At 60.1% G+C, this 15,274-nt stretch carries 14 protein-coding genes, 1 tRNA gene and 1 pseudogene; 7 read left to right on the top strand and 9 right to left on the bottom strand.

The window, feature by feature from the left end:
* Both B8784_RS16555 and B8784_RS16550 read left to right on the top strand, forming a co-directional pair.
* A partial coding sequence (locus B8784_RS16555; RefSeq protein WP_233355963.1) for an integrase core domain-containing protein occupies positions 1-374 on the top strand: 374 nt, incomplete at its 5' end.
* A 47-nt stretch (positions 375-421) separates the two neighbouring features.
* A pseudogene (locus tag B8784_RS16550) lies at positions 422-607 on the top strand (argonaute/piwi family protein); the annotation flags it as partial.
* 65 nt (positions 608-672) lie between these two features.
* On the opposite strand, the gene B8784_RS21400 reads toward B8784_RS16550, so the two are convergent.
* Positions 673-1,305, bottom strand: a complete 633-nt coding sequence (locus B8784_RS21400; protein ID WP_143435581.1) for a hypothetical protein — start codon at positions 1,303-1,305, stop codon at positions 673-675.
* A 73-nt stretch (positions 1,306-1,378) separates the two neighbouring features.
* Complete coding sequence (locus B8784_RS16545) at positions 1,379-2,647, bottom strand: phospholipase D family protein (protein WP_084399016.1); 1,269 nt, start codon at positions 2,645-2,647, stop codon at positions 1,379-1,381.
* Between the two features lie 410 nt (positions 2,648-3,057).
* On the opposite strand from B8784_RS16545, the gene B8784_RS16535 reads away from it, so the two are divergent.
* Positions 3,058-3,957, top strand: coding sequence for an ArdC family protein (locus B8784_RS16535; RefSeq protein ID WP_084399014.1), 900 nt, complete (start codon positions 3,058-3,060; stop codon positions 3,955-3,957).
* A gap of 49 nt (positions 3,958-4,006) precedes the next feature.
* On the opposite strand, the gene B8784_RS16530 is transcribed toward B8784_RS16535, so the two are convergent.
* Positions 4,007-4,186: a hypothetical protein gene (locus B8784_RS16530; RefSeq protein WP_084399013.1), complete on the bottom strand. Its 180-nt coding sequence runs from the start codon at positions 4,184-4,186 to the stop codon at positions 4,007-4,009.
* A 371-nt stretch (positions 4,187-4,557) separates the two neighbouring features.
* Here B8784_RS16530 and B8784_RS16525 point away from each other — a divergent pair, with 371 nt between their 5' ends.
* Both B8784_RS16525 and B8784_RS16520 read left to right on the top strand, forming a co-directional pair.
* Complete coding sequence (locus B8784_RS16525) at positions 4,558-4,806, top strand: hypothetical protein (RefSeq protein ID WP_084399012.1); 249 nt, start codon at positions 4,558-4,560, stop codon at positions 4,804-4,806.
* Positions 4,803-5,087, top strand: a complete 285-nt coding sequence (locus B8784_RS16520) for a hypothetical protein (protein ID WP_084399011.1) — start codon at positions 4,803-4,805, stop codon at positions 5,085-5,087. The genes B8784_RS16525 and B8784_RS16520 overlap by 4 nt, the downstream gene beginning before the upstream one ends.
* 6 nt (positions 5,088-5,093) lie before the next feature.
* On the opposite strand, the gene B8784_RS16515 is transcribed toward B8784_RS16520, so the two are convergent.
* Complete coding sequence (locus B8784_RS16515; protein WP_084399010.1) at positions 5,094-6,521, bottom strand: relaxase/mobilization nuclease domain-containing protein; 1,428 nt, start codon at positions 6,519-6,521, stop codon at positions 5,094-5,096.
* Positions 6,518-6,901 (bottom strand): plasmid mobilization relaxosome protein MobC, encoded by a 384-nt coding sequence (gene mobC / locus B8784_RS16510; RefSeq protein ID WP_084399009.1) that lies wholly within the window; start codon positions 6,899-6,901, stop codon positions 6,518-6,520. Before mobC ends, B8784_RS16515 begins: the two co-directional genes overlap by 4 nt.
* Before the next feature lie 395 nt (positions 6,902-7,296).
* On the opposite strand from mobC, the gene B8784_RS16505 reads away from it, so the two are divergent.
* Positions 7,297-9,546, top strand: a complete 2,250-nt coding sequence (locus B8784_RS16505) for a putative bifunctional diguanylate cyclase/phosphodiesterase (protein WP_084399008.1) — start codon at positions 7,297-7,299, stop codon at positions 9,544-9,546.
* Here B8784_RS16505 and B8784_RS16500 read toward each other — a convergent pair.
* Together B8784_RS16500 and B8784_RS16495 are read right to left on the bottom strand one after the other, a co-directional pair.
* Positions 9,543-10,826 carry a spinster family MFS transporter gene (locus B8784_RS16500; protein ID WP_084399007.1) on the bottom strand — a complete coding sequence of 428 codons (1,284 nt, stop codon included), beginning with the start codon at positions 10,824-10,826 and terminating at the stop codon, positions 9,543-9,545. The two genes, B8784_RS16505 and B8784_RS16500, sit on opposite strands and share 4 nt — an antisense overlap.
* Positions 10,823-11,695, bottom strand: coding sequence for an alpha/beta fold hydrolase (locus tag B8784_RS16495; protein WP_084399006.1), 873 nt, complete (start codon positions 11,693-11,695; stop codon positions 10,823-10,825). Before B8784_RS16495 ends, B8784_RS16500 begins: the two co-directional genes overlap by 4 nt.
* 154 nt (positions 11,696-11,849) lie before the next feature.
* Between B8784_RS16495 and B8784_RS16490 the strand changes: the two genes are divergently transcribed.
* Positions 11,850-12,497 (top strand): TetR/AcrR family transcriptional regulator, encoded by a 648-nt coding sequence (locus tag B8784_RS16490; protein WP_084399005.1) that lies wholly within the window; start codon positions 11,850-11,852, stop codon positions 12,495-12,497.
* 86 nt (positions 12,498-12,583) lie between these two features.
* Here B8784_RS16490 and B8784_RS16485 read toward each other — a convergent pair whose 3' ends face one another.
* Positions 12,584-14,941: a TonB-dependent receptor gene (locus B8784_RS16485; RefSeq protein WP_084399004.1), complete on the bottom strand. Its 2,358-nt coding sequence runs from the start codon at positions 14,939-14,941 to the stop codon at positions 12,584-12,586.
* A gap of 221 nt (positions 14,942-15,162) precedes the next feature.
* Positions 15,163-15,236, bottom strand: a tRNA-Gly gene (locus B8784_RS16480).
* Positions 15,237-15,274: the final 38 nt, after the last annotated feature.

Below are 15,274 nucleotides of genomic sequence, written 5' to 3'. Positions count from 1 at the left end.
ATGGCACGGAGCTGACCAGTCATGCGATCCTGAAATGGGTGCGCGAGGCCGGCATTGAGTGGCACTACATCGCGCCGGGAAAGCCGACACAGAACGCCTTCGTCGAGAGCTTCAACGGCCGGCTGCGCGACGAGTGCCTGAACGAGCATCTCTTCGACAGTCTCGGTGACGCCCGGCGCATCATCGAAGCCTGGCGGATAGACTACAACACGGTCCGGCCACACACATCACTCGGCGGCCTCAGCCCCGTAACCTACGAACGGCGGCTGCGCCGCCGAAGGCCCGGCTCGCTTGAGCCGCGGGGAAGCTCCACTCCCCGGGCCTTGACCACGCCATCAACAACAGAAAGAAAGGCGAACAGACTCTCCGAATGAACGGCCCGGATCACGGGGCTGGGTCAGTAACAATACTTCGGGCGACGGGAGATTTGCCCGATATCGAGGTTGTGCTCAGCGACATCATGAAGCTGACCAAGATCAACTACAACTCTTCTGCGTTCGGTGACTCTCTCCCCGTAACTATCCGCTTTGCTGACAAGGTGGGCGACGTGCTTGTCATGGGCAGCGCACAAGATGCAGAACGACAGCCGTTTAAATTCTATATATGAGAGATTTCGTCAAGTGTATCGCCACATGGCGGTAGGGCGAACAGTGTAAGAGAACGTACGTATCCCTAGTCGGCTATTTTTCTGATGGCATTGGTTGAGAGATTGTTTTCTCGTTCTCGCCAACCGAGAAGATACCCACTTCCATTGGAGTATGATGACCAAGCCTTCAGTTTTTCTTTTTCAATAGGGTCAATATTCACATCTATTTGCTCGCTTGTAATTATAATTACTGAGTTTTTTGCAGGAGGCGGTGTTCTCCAAAAACGACTTAGACGGTCAAAGGATAGAATGGCACCAAGTGTACTTGCGCCTTCCTTCATGTAGTTGTTCTGCGCTCCATCTATGAGCTTTGCGCCATCTTGCGGGGCATCGTGCAGCGCATCTTCAGAGTAATCTGACAGAGGCGAAGTCGTGTTTATCTGTGTGACGAAGACCGCTCCCGAAGTAGTAAGCAAACCAATGCTTGGCTGCTGCTTTATCGTAAAGACAGTGCCCTGAGTTCTTAGCCTCTCTGCATACTCTTTTGCAGATGAGATTGATGTATGCATGCACCCGTTGGAATACTGTTGAACCCATGTTGAGTGCCACGCGTTACGGCCCGTCGTGACATAGTAGATTAAACAAGAACGAACTCCCAACAGTCGAGTGTCGGCAATGGTAGGAAAGTTTTTTGTGTCAAATGTAGAAAGCTGTGTCATGACTGTTTCAGAACCAAGCTAGCTTGAATGGCGATATGTGTATAGAGACATGCTTGTTACCTCTGCCTGGTGCTTAACCTCCCTTCACATCGTAGCCGAGGAAACGCAGCGCCTTGGCCATGCGGCCATTCATCGGCGGGCATTCATCGGGCTTGATGGTCCCGTAGAGTTCGAGCGCGCAGAAGTACCCGAAACGCTTTAGCTTCATTGATTGGTCGTAAAGAACATCATGGAAGCGTTGGATGAAATCGCCTGGGCCGTGGAGCAGGTAGACAAGTGTGGTCTTTACACGCTCCAAATCATCATTGTTGGACTTCCAGAATTCAGCGGGAAGATTTTTCAGCCCGCCTTTTACGAAGCGGAGTTGCTCGGTAAACGCATGGAGCGACATTAGGCCCTCCATGATCCGCTCTTTGTCTGCTGCTTCTATCGCTTCGCGCGACCCGAATGTCTGTTCTACGGTACGCAGCCAAGCCGCGTAGTCTTCGGGCACACGATTGTTCGCGGCGTCTACCCACTCTTGGGCATAGTGCATGATTTCGCGGCGGCGGTCGTCTGCGGACCTTAGCGGTGCGGACTGCCATGCCTCATCACCAATCACATGGGTCAACCGAACATAGTTCAGGAAGCGGTTTGTCTCATTCTCAATGCCAACGTCAGCGAGGTCGGGACGACGAAACCCGTGCGCGTCGAGAATGGACGTAACATCGCTGAAGGCAGGGCGGTACTGCTCGTAGACCTCCTGCCGCAGGGTTTCGAGGAAGACGCGTTCGCTTGATTTTTCATGGCTTGCGACATTGATGTTGTGCGGCTGAGCCTGGCCGAGCGCGGCTTCAATCTCCTTTTGGGGATCGGGAGTCTTTCGGCGCAGATCGTGGTAGGTCTTCTCGAACGTGTCGAGCTTTTCGCGGGTGAGAACCTGTCCCGCATCCCACAGTTCAACAAACAATGCTCGGACTTCCTCAAGCGCTTCTGCGTCGTCTTCACGGTCTAGTGTGATCACAGCCTCGCGGTTAGCACGCAGACCTCCGTCGGTTAGGTTTGCGGAACCCAATAGGGCGGTATCGTCGAAGATGTATATTTTTGCGTGAAATCTACTGGTGAGATAGCGGATTGCTATCCCTGAAACCTCATAGATGTTGCGCAGTGCCTGGGGACTCGTCGCTTCATTTAGACCGATCAATAATTGAACGCTCTTGCCGCCCTTTGCGGCGTCCAGAAGCGGCTGTGCCTGCGTGAAGTAGGGTGCTGCGAGATGTAATCGAGAAGACGCGGCCACCATGTGCGAAAACGGATTGATCACGTAATCCTTGCTCGGACCGTTAGAATATATTTTGCTCATACCTCTCCTTGCGCAATCATCGAGAAGATTCAGGATGCGTATTTTTCTATAAGCATATCATGGCATTATCAGTTCACCTTTGTCATGTTTTTACCGCCACTTTCAGATCGGGCTCTCGTGAACCGAGCCAGCAAGCTGTCTCGGCCATTCGGCTTCGATCCCTTGCGGATCATCTGACAGCCCTCGCGGGCTGACTTCTTCCTTTTCGTTTCGAGGGCCTGCGGCCCCGTCCTCCGTCAAGACCAAGCCCTTCGCTATGGCTTCGGGCGAAAGCCATGGCCCGTGGCTCGGCTGCGCCTGCGCCCGCACCTCTTCCATGTCTTTCGGTCTGGACGGCCGTCCCCCCGCTCATTGGCGCGGGCCTAGTCCGGTTGCATGCGCAACCGACTACCCAAGAAAGGGGGACACAGATGAAAACCGACATTTATGAAAGGGTTACCAACAAGATCATTGCCGACCTTGAGCAAGGCGAGCTGACATGGCTGAAGCCATGGAGCTCGGGCAATATGGAAGGCAAAATCACCAAGCCGCTACGCCATAACGGCGTGCCCTATAGCGGCATCAATATCCTGATGCTTTGGGGAGCCAGCATCGAGGCGGGCTATCTCTCCCCGTACTGGATGACATTCAAACAGGCGAAGGAGCTTGGCGCACATGTGAAGAAAGGCGAGCGCGGCAATCTGGTTGTCTATGCGAACACGATCACCAAGACCGAAGAGCAGGACGACGGCAGCGAGGAGGAGCGCAAAATCCCGTTCATGAAGGGATACAGCGTCTTCAATGTCGAGCAGATCGAAGGCTTACCCGAGCACTATTACACCAAGCCGAAAGCGATCATCGATCCCGCGCGACGCATTCAGCATGCGGAAAGTTTCTTTGCGAGCACGGGCGCAGACATTCGCCATGGCGGCAAGTCTGCCCATTACAGCGGCGGCAGCGACCATGTGCAAATGCCGTTTTTTGAGACCTTCAGAAGCCCGCAAAGCTACTATGCGACCTTGGCGCACGAGCTGACCCACTGGACCAAGCACCCCAAACGCCTTGACCGTGAATTCGGGCGCAAGCGTTGGGGCGATGAAGGCTATGCCCGCGAAGAGCTTGTCGCCGAACTTGGCGCAGCATTTCTATGCGCCGACCTTGAACTAGCACCCGAACCGCGCGCCGATCATGCGGCGTATATTCAGAGCTGGCTCAAGGTCCTGCAAAACGACAAGCGCGCGATCTTCAGCGCCGCCGCGCATGCCCAGCGCGCCGCCGATTTCCTGCATGAGCTTCAGCCTGTCATCGAAGAAGTGAGCAACGTCGCGTGACAATTGGGCAAAATTCGCGGCTGGCCTTCGGCCAGCCGCGTAGATGGCCTCATAGACCTGGCGGGCGGACCGCCAGTTCGTCCTCAATATTGTGCAGCGATGCAAGAGCATTGCTGCGTTCAATCGATCCGCGAGGAGCGGATGCAAAGGCGTTGAAAGCCTCGCGTAAGAGTGCATGCAGTTCGGCTGTGCTGCGCGATGCTGCATCGAAGCGTGTGATGAGTCTCATCGTCACCTCCTGTTGATTGTCAGGAGGCCCCGAACCGTTCAGGGCCTTTCGGCCCTCGCACACATCATCCATGGCCCAGTGAAGGCGCTGATGGATCGGGGTAACGCACTAGAAATCAATCGGAAGGTGGCGCTGAGGAACGTGTGAACAGGCATTCGGTGTCGGGAGTCAGCGCAGCATGAACGGACCTTTGCCCGCGCACGGCTTGCCGCAATTCGCCTTTCCCCTGACCGAACGCGGATCGCGCATCAATATCCTGCCCGCACCAGTTCGGCGGTGGCCTCACCCGTGTTGGACATGACGCGGCGATCCTTTGCCTTCGGTCTCATCGGGAGGCGTTAGCAAGCCAACCCGAACAAAGGAGATCAATCATGGCACGCAACAACACCCACACCGCGCAAGAGCGCACACGCGAGTTCCGCGCACCGGAGTTTCTGGCGTGGCACGTCACCCAGAAAGGCGACAAATCCTTCTGGAACAAAGTCGGCGCAGCCTGGATGCACAAGGACGCCAAAGGCTACACGCTTCAGCTCGAATCCCTGCCTGTCGGCGGTCGGATCGTCTTGCGCGAGCCGCTGAAAGACACGGCTTCACCTGCAAACGACGCGGGGCGCTCATGAGCGCCCCAGTCACCAGTCAGATCGACTGGCACGGTGTCGCGATAAGCATCAGCTATCATCGACATCAGTGGTCGACGTTCGACCATATCGAAGTCAACGTCATCGGCGATGGGATAATCCCCATCACCGAGACAGGCTATCGCTCGCACTATCTGCACAGCGATGTCACGGACGAATATGGCGGGGCTGTTGCCTACGTACTCGCGTGGCTTGAGCACGAAGCGCAGACCCCGCAATGGAAGAAGCGCGAAGAAGCCGCGCGTCAGCTTTCATTGTTCTAGCGATTTCTATCGGTCGAGATCAGGACCGTCATAGGACGGTCCTTCTCTTTTTTGCTCGCGCAGTTTGCGCAAGCGATCTTGCGCCGACGTGGTGGAACGCGTCTGACGCTCGGACTTGCGCTCTTTGAGCTTGTCGAAGCGTGGACGCTCGGGCTGCTTTTTCGGTTCCGCTCGCAATGTGTCCAAGCGCTCGAAGGCGGTCTTTGACTTGGGCTCTTCCCCACGGCGCATCAGGCGATAATTTGCAGCATCGCGATGCAGGGCGCGCAAGGCTTGCGCATGTTTGGTGCGCGCAGCATTGATTTCTTTTTGCAGCTCACCGCGCTCGCGCAGTTGCGCATTGATCGTCATTTGCCGCTGATCCTGATCGCGGCGAAGCGCCCACATCACTTCAAACTGGTTCTGTTTTTCGAGCTGAGCCCGCTTGCCTGTCAGACGATCCCACAGGCCCATCATGCCTTTGCGGAAGCGATCCGCTCTTGTGCGGGCTTCAGCTTCAAACCGCGCCTTCTGGCCTGCGTCCAACTTGGCGCGTTCCACGGCATGCGCCTTTGCCATCTCCATGCGGCGCGCATTCAGTTGATCGAGTTCGACACGGGCGGACGCGCGCGCTTTATCGACATGCGACTTGATGCGCGGGAGAATATCTTCGGCGATCCGTTTGCGGGTCTCCTCTACGCTGTCCAATGCGTCGGGCTTTCCAAGACGAGCGTGCAGCTCTTTAGATTTCTTGCCCGTCGCCCGCGAGATCGAGATGACTTCACCTTCGAAGGTGACAGCCACATGGCCGCGCCGATCCCCGCGCGCCAAATAAAAGCCGCGCTCTTCGAGAGCGTGTGCGAAGGTGCGAGCTGAGTCCGAAGTCGCCCAGGCTTCCTGTATCAGTTCTTTCAATTCGCCCGCGTGGCGTCCGATCCGCTTGGCCTGCTGCCATTCATCAAGCGAGAAGTTGCGTGGGTCGCGGTCCTTCGGATCGATCAGGCCGCGCGGCATTTGCCAGCCGTTCTCTAGATAGAGCTGGCGCGAGACTTCCCGAAGCTTGTTCTTGTAGAACGACATCGGCTTTGCGGTCATCGTCTCGGGGTCGATCCGGCTCCATACCGCATGACAGTGCCGCCGTCCTTCCTTCTCGTGGAAAACAACGACGCGCGGCTGGCCCGTCAGGCCGTTTTTCTCTTCGATGGCTTCGAGTGCTTTTTCGAAGGTGCGAACGTGGACACGCTCGTTCTCGGGCGGATTCAGAGACACCGAAAACATGAACTGTCGGCACTTTGTGCCTTTGGCGATGGCTTCGGCTTCGCGGAGCGCGCCGACGACATCATCGGACATGAAGCCGCGAATATCGTGCAGCTCGACATGCTCGTTTTCTTCTGTCTTGAGGAGATGCAGCCCGAGCTGTTTTGCGCCGCTTCGTTGTGATCCTTTCAGGATCATGACGGCTCCACATCGGTACGATGGCCGAGCGCGCGAAGCAGCTCCCGCCGCATCAGCGCCACGTCGGCGCATGCGCGCCGAATGTCGCGTTCCGTATCGGGGAGAACAGGCAGCGTGCCGAGATTGGCCATCTTTGCGAGCTGGTTCAGATTGTTGGCGATCCTTGACTGCCCAAGCATGGCAAGGACCTGCGCCAGCTTCTGTTCATCCTTGATGGGGCGACGGGACCGCGCCCGTGCACGTTTCTTCTTGAGGCCCTGCCCATCGAAGACCTTGCGGCGGATATACGCTCCAAGCGGCATGTCGCCAGCGAGTTCTTCAAGCCTAGCGCGCTCTTCAAAAGTCAGTCTGAGGGAGAAGGGAGGTGTCTTTGCCGTCATCGCGCCACCCCGCAAATGTCCCGTTCGGGGGCATTTGCGGGGATTTGGATTGCGCTAAGCACCTGATTCCATCGAGCGAGAATATCGAACAAGGTGTTCGAACTTTCTCCTCCTAGGTGCGCCATTTCCTTCTACTTAGCCTCCGGGCCGGGACAGTATTTCGTCCCACTCTCTTCAGGCCCGCAGTATAAGACCTGCCTCGAAGCGTTCGGCGGTGGGAATAATTGAACAGGCGAACTTAAAGGAGGTGTAATGTCTTTCTGAGACAAGCATCATCATGCGTGCGCTTGTCTTTCTTTCAGTTTTTCCTGGATATTTTCCGCGAGAAAACGCCCTGACGCTGTATTCGGGTCCGGCCCGGGCATCGGGCGCGAACACCGACGCCTGACCGGACCATGTTCAGGCATCTCAAGACCAAGCTGACACTTGCCTATGGCGGCCTTCTGGGGCTGATCTTCGCCGTGATCTCGCTGGTTGTCTATGTCACTATCGAGAATACGGCCCAGGCCAAGATTTCCGATGAGATGCGCGCCACCTCGGCGGTCTACGAGCGGTTGTGGGAGCTGAAGGCCATGCGGCTTGAGGAAAGCGCCGACGGACTGGCCCGTGATTACGGCCTGCGCGGCGCCGTCGCCACCCAGGACATCGCCGCAATTGCGACGGCGCTCAAGACCAGCAGGACGCGTCTGGATATCGATGCCGCCGCCATCGTTCTCGCCGACGGGCGCATCGTCGAGTCGAGAACCGGCAGCGCACGGCCGGCGGAGCCACACCTTGTCGAGGCCCTTCGCAGGCAAGGCTCGGATATGGGGATCATCAGCCTGAACGGGGTCCCGCATCAGGTCGTTTCCGTTCCCATCCGCGCGCCCGACCGGATCGGCTGGGTTCTGTTCGGCGCCCAGCTCGGCGCCTCGAAAATGGCCGAGCTGGAGACGCTGTCCTCTATTCCGCTGCATGCCCATGTCATCGCGGCAGATGAGGCGGGAACGCCCGTCACGCCAGAGCCGGGCATCGTCATCCGGGAAAGCCGGATCCCCGGCTTCGGCACGTTGCCGGATGCACGTCTCGTCCTGGAATACCCCCTGGCCGGGGCCATGGCGCCGTACCGGCCCATGCTGCTGGCCATCCTGATCATGGCGGTCGGCGGGGTGCTGGCGCTTCTGATCTGCTCCTGGTTCATCTCGCGCAGCGTGACCGGGCCGATCACCAAGCTGGACGATGCGACCCGCCAGCTCGCCAGTGGCGACCGGGTCCGCATCGATGTCCGCACGAATGACGAGATCGGCCGCCTCGCTGGCAGTTTCGCCCGCATGGCCGACGAGATCGAGCAGCGCGAGGACAATATCCTGCGCCTGTCGCTGACCGACACCGAGTCGGACCTGCCGAACCGGCGCGCGCTTCAGCTCACCCTCGACGAGGCAGAGGGCGAACAGGCGCCGCAAGCCTATTGCGCCGCGATCAGCCCCGACCGCTTTTCCAAGATCATCGGGGTGATCGGCCAGTCGGCGACCAACACGCTGATCGCCACGCTCGGCGCGCGGCTTCAGGCCGAGCCGGGCGTGAAGATGGTCGGGCGGCTGGGCACTGACATGCTCGGACTCGTCATGGAGGCCGGCGAGGCCGCCAAGGCGCGGATGGTCCTGTCGCGGGTCAGGGACGCAGTCATCCAGCCGATCGATATCGACGGCGAGAAGGTCGACATTCAGCTCTCGGTCGGCTTTGCCCGGCACGATGGCGAAGATCGCCTGAACACCATCGACCGGGCCGTCATCGCGCTCCAGCAGGCCCGCGAGCGGCGTCTGCCGGTTTTCGAGTTCGACGGGGAAGCCTATGGAGATCCGAGCGGGACGCTGTCGCTGATGAGCGAGATGATGGCCGGGCTCGAGACCGGCGAGATCCACATGGCCTACCAGCCGAAGTTCGACCTGCGCATGCAGGCGGTGTGCGGGGCTGAGGCGCTGCTGCGCTGGACCCACCCGCAACGCGGGCCGGTTTCACCGGAGACGTTCGTGCGCACCGCCGAGGAGACAGGCCATATCCGCCCGCTCAGCGAATGGGTGCTGCGCCAGGTCCGCGCTGACCGGGCCGAGCTCCAGGCCGCCGGCCATGATGTCCGCATGTCGGTCAATCTGTCCGGGCGCCTGCTGACAGACACGGAGTTTCTCGACTGGGCCATTGCGCTGATCGGCGAGGAGACCGGCCACTATTGTTTCGAGGTGACCGAAACCACCGTCATCGACGATCCGGCCCTGGCGCTCGCCAACATCGACAAGCTGCACAAGGCGGGAATCGAGATTTCGATCGACGATTATGGCTCGGGGCTCTCCTCGCTGGCCTATCTGCGCCAGATCCCGGCGCATGAACTCAAGATCGACAAGAGTTTCGTCATGTCGCTTCAGCCGGGCTCGTCGGACGCGCTGCTGATCAAGTCGACCATCGACCTGGCCCACAGCCTCGGCATGACCGTCACCGCTGAAGGCGTCGAGACGGGCGAAGTGCTCGCCCTGCTGACCGGCATGGGCGCCGATTGCGTGCAGGGCTTCTACATCGCCCGGCCCCAGAAGGTGACGGACATTCTCGGCCTGCTCGACGACTATGCGGCCCAGGCCGAGAGGCCGGCTCGCCCGGTGCGAAGGGTCATCTAGGCGGCCGCGCGTGCGGCATCGTCTCGATACTTCAGACCGGCCAGCACCAGCAGTATAATGCTCGCTGCATTGAAACCGAGGATGACCTTGAGCGCGGAGGCGAGGGGTGCCTCGTGACCGGCCGCCAGGAACATGTCGCTGATCCGCCCGGCAATCCAGGGTCCGCCCCCGATGCCGATCAGGGTCAGGCTGAACAGGGTGAAGGCGGCCGCCACCGAGCGCATGCGCACCTTCACCAGCTCCTGGGTCGCGGTGTAGGCGATGGAGGCATAGATCAGCCCGACAAAGCTCGGGACCACATTCCAGACATAGGCCATCTCGACGCTGCGTGCGCTCAGCATCATCCAGGCAAAGGGCAGGGCGACGGCACTGCAGGCTGCGATCATCCAGGGCCGCCAGCGCAGGTCATTGGCCGACAGCCGGTCGCAGAGCGCGCCGAGGATCATGGCCCCGGCCCCGCCGACGCCGCCGATCAGCAGGCCAAGCGGCAGCGAGACGTCGGCCACCGTGACGTCGAAGGTGCGCTGGAGATAGCTGGAGGTGAAAGCGACAAAGGCATTGGCCGTGATGCAGAGCATCAGGCAGCCGAGCAGGATGAGGATATAGGATTGCTGGCTCAGCATGAATTTCAGCGTTTCGAGGAAGCCTGGCGCTTCCTCGGTCGTCTCCCGGGCATCGGCAAAGCCGCGTATCGGCTCGGTGACGGTGAAACGCACGAGAAGCGCGAGGATCAGCCCTGGAATGCCGGCCGCAAAGAAAGCCGCCCGCCAGCCGAAATGGGCATAGACGAAGGCGCCGAGGATATAGCCCACCATGATGCCGAAGCCGATGCCGGTGGTGTAGACACCGAGGGCAAATGCGCGCTGCTGGGGCGGGTAGAGATCGGCGATCATGCTGGTCGCCGGGGGCGTGCCGCCGGACTCCCCGACTCCGACACCCATGCGGGCGAGGAAAAGGTGGATGAAGTTCTGCGCAAAGCCTGTCAGCGCCGTCATGCCCGACCAGATGGTCAGGGCGAGCGCAATGATGTTGCGCCGGTTGCCCCGGTCGGCCCACATCGCGACCGGGATGCCGAGCGTCGCGTAGAAGGCGGCAAAGGCAAAGCCGGTGAGCAGGCCGATCTGCTCGTCGGAGAGGCCGAAATCGGCCTTGATCGGTTCGATGACAGTGATCAGGATCTGCCGGTCGACATGGTTGAAGGTGTAAACCAGCGTCAGGACGATCAGGATCCAGGTGCGGTTGATCGCGGGTTTCGGGATTGTCGCGCTCGGGATGGTCATTGCGAGCTGGCTCCGAGCCGCTTCAGGAGATCGGCAATGGCCGAGACAGCCTCCGGCTCATCCAGAAGCGGGGCATGGCCGACACGCGGCACGGTGACAAGCCGGGCGTCGGGATGCTGAGCGATCATGCGCGACGCGGTCTCGGGCGAGAGGATGTCCGACATCTCGCCGCGGATGAGGAGGAGCGGCACGGCATGCGTGGCTTCGAACAGCTTCCACATCTGCGCCTGGACTTCGGGGTCGGGTTTGACCTCGCCCACGGTGCGTGTGATCGCCGGGTCGTAATCGAGGAGGACGCGGCCATCGTCCAGTTCGCGATAGGTGCGTTTCGCGAACGCCATCCAGTCCTCTCCGGAAAGGTCGGGGAAGATGTCGGCCTGGACGCGCTCAACCGTAGCGGCGGCGGCCTGCCAGTCGGCTTCGGGCTCGACAGTGTTGGCATAGCCGGCAATCCGGTCGAGGCCGGCCTGTTCGACGACCGGGCCGATATCGTTCATGACGATGCCCTGGATACGGTCCGGGATCGTGCTGGCCATGACCATCGACATCAAGCCGCCCATGGAGGTGCCGATCAGGGCCACCTTGTCGAGCTTCAGATGATCGAGCAGGGCGGCCATGTCGCCGGCATAGACGGCTGGAGTGTAGGTTTCGGGATCGCTTGCCCATTCGGATCTGGCGCGCCCACGCACATCGACCGAAACGAAGCGGCAGAGATCGCCCAGCGCGGCGATCATCGGCTCGAAATCCTTGTGGTTGCGGGTCAGCCCGTGCATGCAGAGCGCGGTCAGCGGGGCATCGGTGGGCCCGTAGCTTTTCGCATACAGCGTCAGCCCGTCGGCCGAGCGATAATGGACATCTTCAGTTTGCATTGGTCCTCCCCTTGGCATTGTCTTCTGCAACGCTTATTCAACAGTTGTTGAAACATACTGGGATCAAGGCGCAGCACAAGCTGAAAAGCCACCTGCTTTGAGAAATCGGCAGAGATGCTTACCTTGCGCTGACAACAGAAAGGACGGGGCGCGGATGGCAGAGGCAGAGATCAGGATCTCACGCAAGGATGCGATCCTTGATGCGGCCGAAGCGAACTTCGCCGAGCATGGCTATGACGGGGTCACGCTCCGTATGATCGCCAAGGATGCCGGTGTCGATGTCGCGCTCGCCAATTATCATTTCGGGCGTAAGCACGAGCTGTTCGAGCAGACTTTCCAGCGCCGGGCGGAGATCCTCAACAAGTGGCGCCTCGACGCGCTCGAAGCCTGTCTCAAACAGGCCGAAGAGGGGCCTGTGTCCGTCCGGGATATCATCGATGCCTATCTGCGCCCGCTAATGACGGGGCCGCATCTGAAAGAGCCGGGCTGGCGCAATTATTATGGCATGGTCGCCTATGTGAACAGTTCCACGGCCTGGGGCGGCCAGCTTATGAGCAGATCCTTCGACCCGGCAATCGACCGCTTCATCGAGGCGCTGCAGGACGCCCTGCCGGAGGCCAGCGACGATGCCATCTATTGGGGCTATCACTGCCTCTCGGGCGCCCTGACGCTCGCCTTCGCCCAGACCGGGCGTCTCGATCATCTCTCGAAGGGCAAGGTCTGCTCGACGGATCTCGAGGGCGGCTATCTCCAGATGGTGGATTTCATCACCGCCGGCTTCGAACGCATCGGCCAGCGCTGAGCGCGCCACCGCTGCGAAACGCCTCACAAAAAAGCGGCGCCCCGAAGGACGCCGCCAGGTTTGCAAGTTTCCGGGAGTGTGCCCCCTTAGTATTTATAGTCGACCCCGAAGGTGACCGTCCGCGGATCGCCATAGAAGGCGGTCAGCGTCCCCTCCAGACCCAGCGTCGGAGTGAAAGTGCTATCCTGGTTGATGTTCACGAAGTTGTACCCGGCGACGATGTATTCCTCATCGGTCAGGTTCTTGCCGTTCACGCTGAAGCCCCAGCGCCCGTCGGCGGTCTCCCAGCGGATGCTGGCATCCCACAGGGTGAAGGCTTCCTGGTCGAGATACGGGTTCGGCGCTTCGAACTGGCTGGAGTCACCGCGATAGGAGAGCTGCGTGTTCATCAGCAGGTTCCCGCCCGCGAACGGCGTGTCGTAGGCCAGCCGGCCATTGGCGGTCCAGTCCGGCGTGTTCTGGATGACGCGCTCATCGGCGACATTGTTGCCGAAGGCATCGATGAACTCGTCATACTCTGCGTCGAGATAGCCGACCGACCAGCCAAGGTTCAGATAGTCGCCCGGATTGGCGAAGTCCTGGGCAAGCGTGGCGTTGCCTTCGAACTCGATACCCCAGATTGTCGCCGCGCCGGCATTGGTCGTGACGCCCGTGAAGGTGTCGCTGACGCCGTCGTCATCGGTATCGACGCCGACCGAGCCTGGCACCTGGACGTCCTTGTAGTCGGAATAGAAGGCCGCGAGGCTGTAGGTCAGCTCCCCGCCAAACTGGCTCGCCTTGTAGCCGACTTCATAGGAATCGACCTCTTCCGGGTCGAATTGCATGAAGTTGTAGACTTCCTGTTCGGAAACCGTGCCGTCCTGGTCGAGGTCCGGGGCGGCGGTGGTCTGGCCGCGCGGGTCGAAGGAGCCGCCCTTGAAGCCCTGGGCGTAGGTTGCATAGACATTGGAGTCCGGCGTGACCTTGTAGCTCAGCGAGACGCGCGGGCTGAAATCGTCGAACGTCGCTTCGCCATTGAAGTCGGACGTAACGGCGACCGGGATACCGCTGCCGCCGAAGAAGTCCGAAAAGCCGCCGGCATAGGTGCGCCGCAGGACCTGCGAGGTGCGCGTGTCTTCGGTGTAGCGACCGCCGAGCGAGACCGAGAACTTGTCAGTCAGGTCATAGGTGAAGTCGCCGAAGAGCGACCAGGTTTCGGTGTTCACGTCGCCGAAGGTCTGTGCGTTGAGGCCCGGCACGCCGACGGAGGGCAGGGCGCCTGTGGTGGCCAGCAGCACGTCGAAGACCGTCGAGGCATTGGCGTCGAGATAGTAGAAGCCGAGCAGGCCCTCGAGGCGTTCGCCGGAATAAAGGAATTGCAGCTCTTCGGAGAACTGGTCGTTTTCGTAGATGGCCGGCACGTCGACATCAGCTTCCGGCAGGGAGTCGAAGTCGATCGGCGAGGTGCTCTCGTCTTCGCGATAGGCGAGGATGTTCTTGATCGTCCAGTTCTGTGTGAGTTCAGCCTCTGCGACGAGCGAGCCGCCATAGGCCTCGACCCGTTGCGGAACGATATTCAGCCCGGCACGGGTGTCATAGACGTCGTCCAGGACCGGATAGTCGAAGGGTGGGAACTGGTCTGCGATCAGCCGGTGGCCCTGACGGGCATTCGACTTGTCGAGGGAATAGTCGGCGGCGGCGCGCAGCTGGAAGGTGTCGGTGACATCATACTCGGCGGAAACACGCGCGCCGAAGAGGCGCTTGTTGTAGTTCTCGTCGCCGTTGAGAATGTTCTCGCCATACCCGTCGCGATTGAAGCTGGCGACGGAGGCGCCGACGCGGAAATCGTCGGAAACGGGCAGGGAAGTGGTGACGACGCCGTCGAGCTGGTTATAGGTCCCTGCCTTCAGGTTCACCTCATAGGTCGGTGTGTCCGACAGGCCGCGGGTGACGTACTTGATGGCCCCGCCAATCGTGTTGCGGCCGTAAAGCGTGCCCTGCGGGCCGCGCAGCACCTCGACGCGCTCGACATCATAGACATCCAGCACGGCGCCTTGCGGGCGGTTGAGATAGACGTCGTCGACATAGATGCCGACACCGGACTCAAAGCCGGCAACCGGGTCCTGCTGGCCGACGCCGCGGATGAAGGCGGTCAGTGTCGTATTGGTCCCGCGCGAGACTTCCAGCGTCACGTTCGGGGTGATCTTTGAGATTTCGGTGATGTCGGCCACGCCGAGATCGCCGAGCAGGTCGCCATCGAAGGCCGAGACCGACAGCGGCACGTCGACAAGGTTTTCCTCGCGGCGTTGGGCGGTCACGGTGACAGTGTTGAAGCGCCGGGACTGGGCCTGGCTGTCTGCGGTTTCTGCCGTGTCTGTGCCCTGGGCCATGGCCGGCAGCGTGACAGGCGTCAGGGCCGTCGCGCAGAGCGCAGCCGCAATTAGTCTGTTCTTGGAATCATGCATCCTGATTGTCCTCCCGAAAGGCCTTGTTTGGCCTCGTTTTTTATTCAACAAGCGTTGAGTTCAACATCTGTTGAAATACGCGGGGGCAGGAGGCGAGTCAATCGCGGGTTGCTCGATAATCGTGGCGTTTGAGCAACATTCAGCCAAATTCTGTGCGGATAGGCGGAGAGTTCTTGCTTGCGAACCGCCTTGAGGCCGGAAGGATCGTGCTTTGTCGGGGATGGAGCGGGTAGCGGGAATCGAACCCGCATCCTCAGCTTGGAAGGCTGCTGCACTACCATTGTGCTATACCCGCCCGGAAAATCCGGGGGACCAGCGATGTCAGAAAGAACA

The organism is Henriciella aquimarina, assembly GCF_002088975.1.
GTDB lineage: Bacteria > Pseudomonadota > Alphaproteobacteria > Caulobacterales > Hyphomonadaceae > Henriciella > Henriciella aquimarina.
The sequence above is the reverse complement of the archived record's forward strand: the minus strand, read 5'-3'. Positions and strand labels throughout refer to the sequence as shown.

Excerpts from the sequence above, each read along its gene's own strand:
- B8784_RS16515 (WP_084399010.1), bottom strand. The coding sequence starts at position 6,521 with ATGATCCTGAAAGGATCACAACGAAGCGGCGCAAAACAGCTCGGGCTG.
- B8784_RS21400 (WP_143435581.1), bottom strand. The coding sequence starts at position 1,305 with ATGACACAGCTTTCTACATTTGACACAAAAAACTTTCCTACCATTGCC.
- mobC (WP_084399009.1), bottom strand. The coding sequence starts at position 6,901 with ATGACGGCAAAGACACCTCCCTTCTCCCTCAGACTGACTTTTGAAGAG.
- B8784_RS16535 (WP_084399014.1), top strand. The coding sequence starts at position 3,058 with ATGAAAACCGACATTTATGAAAGGGTTACCAACAAGATCATTGCCGAC.
- B8784_RS16520 (WP_084399011.1), top strand. The coding sequence starts at position 4,803 with ATGAGCGCCCCAGTCACCAGTCAGATCGACTGGCACGGTGTCGCGATA.
- B8784_RS16495 (WP_084399006.1), bottom strand. The coding sequence starts at position 11,695 with ATGCAAACTGAAGATGTCCATTATCGCTCGGCCGACGGGCTGACGCTG.
- B8784_RS16545 (WP_084399016.1), bottom strand. The coding sequence starts at position 2,647 with ATGAGCAAAATATATTCTAACGGTCCGAGCAAGGATTACGTGATCAAT.
- B8784_RS16505 (WP_084399008.1), top strand. The coding sequence starts at position 7,297 with ATGTTCAGGCATCTCAAGACCAAGCTGACACTTGCCTATGGCGGCCTT.
- B8784_RS16500 (WP_084399007.1), bottom strand. The coding sequence starts at position 10,826 with ATGACCATCCCGAGCGCGACAATCCCGAAACCCGCGATCAACCGCACC.
- B8784_RS16525 (WP_084399012.1), top strand. The coding sequence starts at position 4,558 with ATGGCACGCAACAACACCCACACCGCGCAAGAGCGCACACGCGAGTTC.
- B8784_RS16490 (WP_084399005.1), top strand. The coding sequence starts at position 11,850 with ATGGCAGAGGCAGAGATCAGGATCTCACGCAAGGATGCGATCCTTGAT.
- B8784_RS16530 (WP_084399013.1), bottom strand. The coding sequence starts at position 4,186 with ATGAGACTCATCACACGCTTCGATGCAGCATCGCGCAGCACAGCCGAA.
- B8784_RS16485 (WP_084399004.1), bottom strand. The coding sequence starts at position 14,941 with ATGCATGATTCCAAGAACAGACTAATTGCGGCTGCGCTCTGCGCGACG.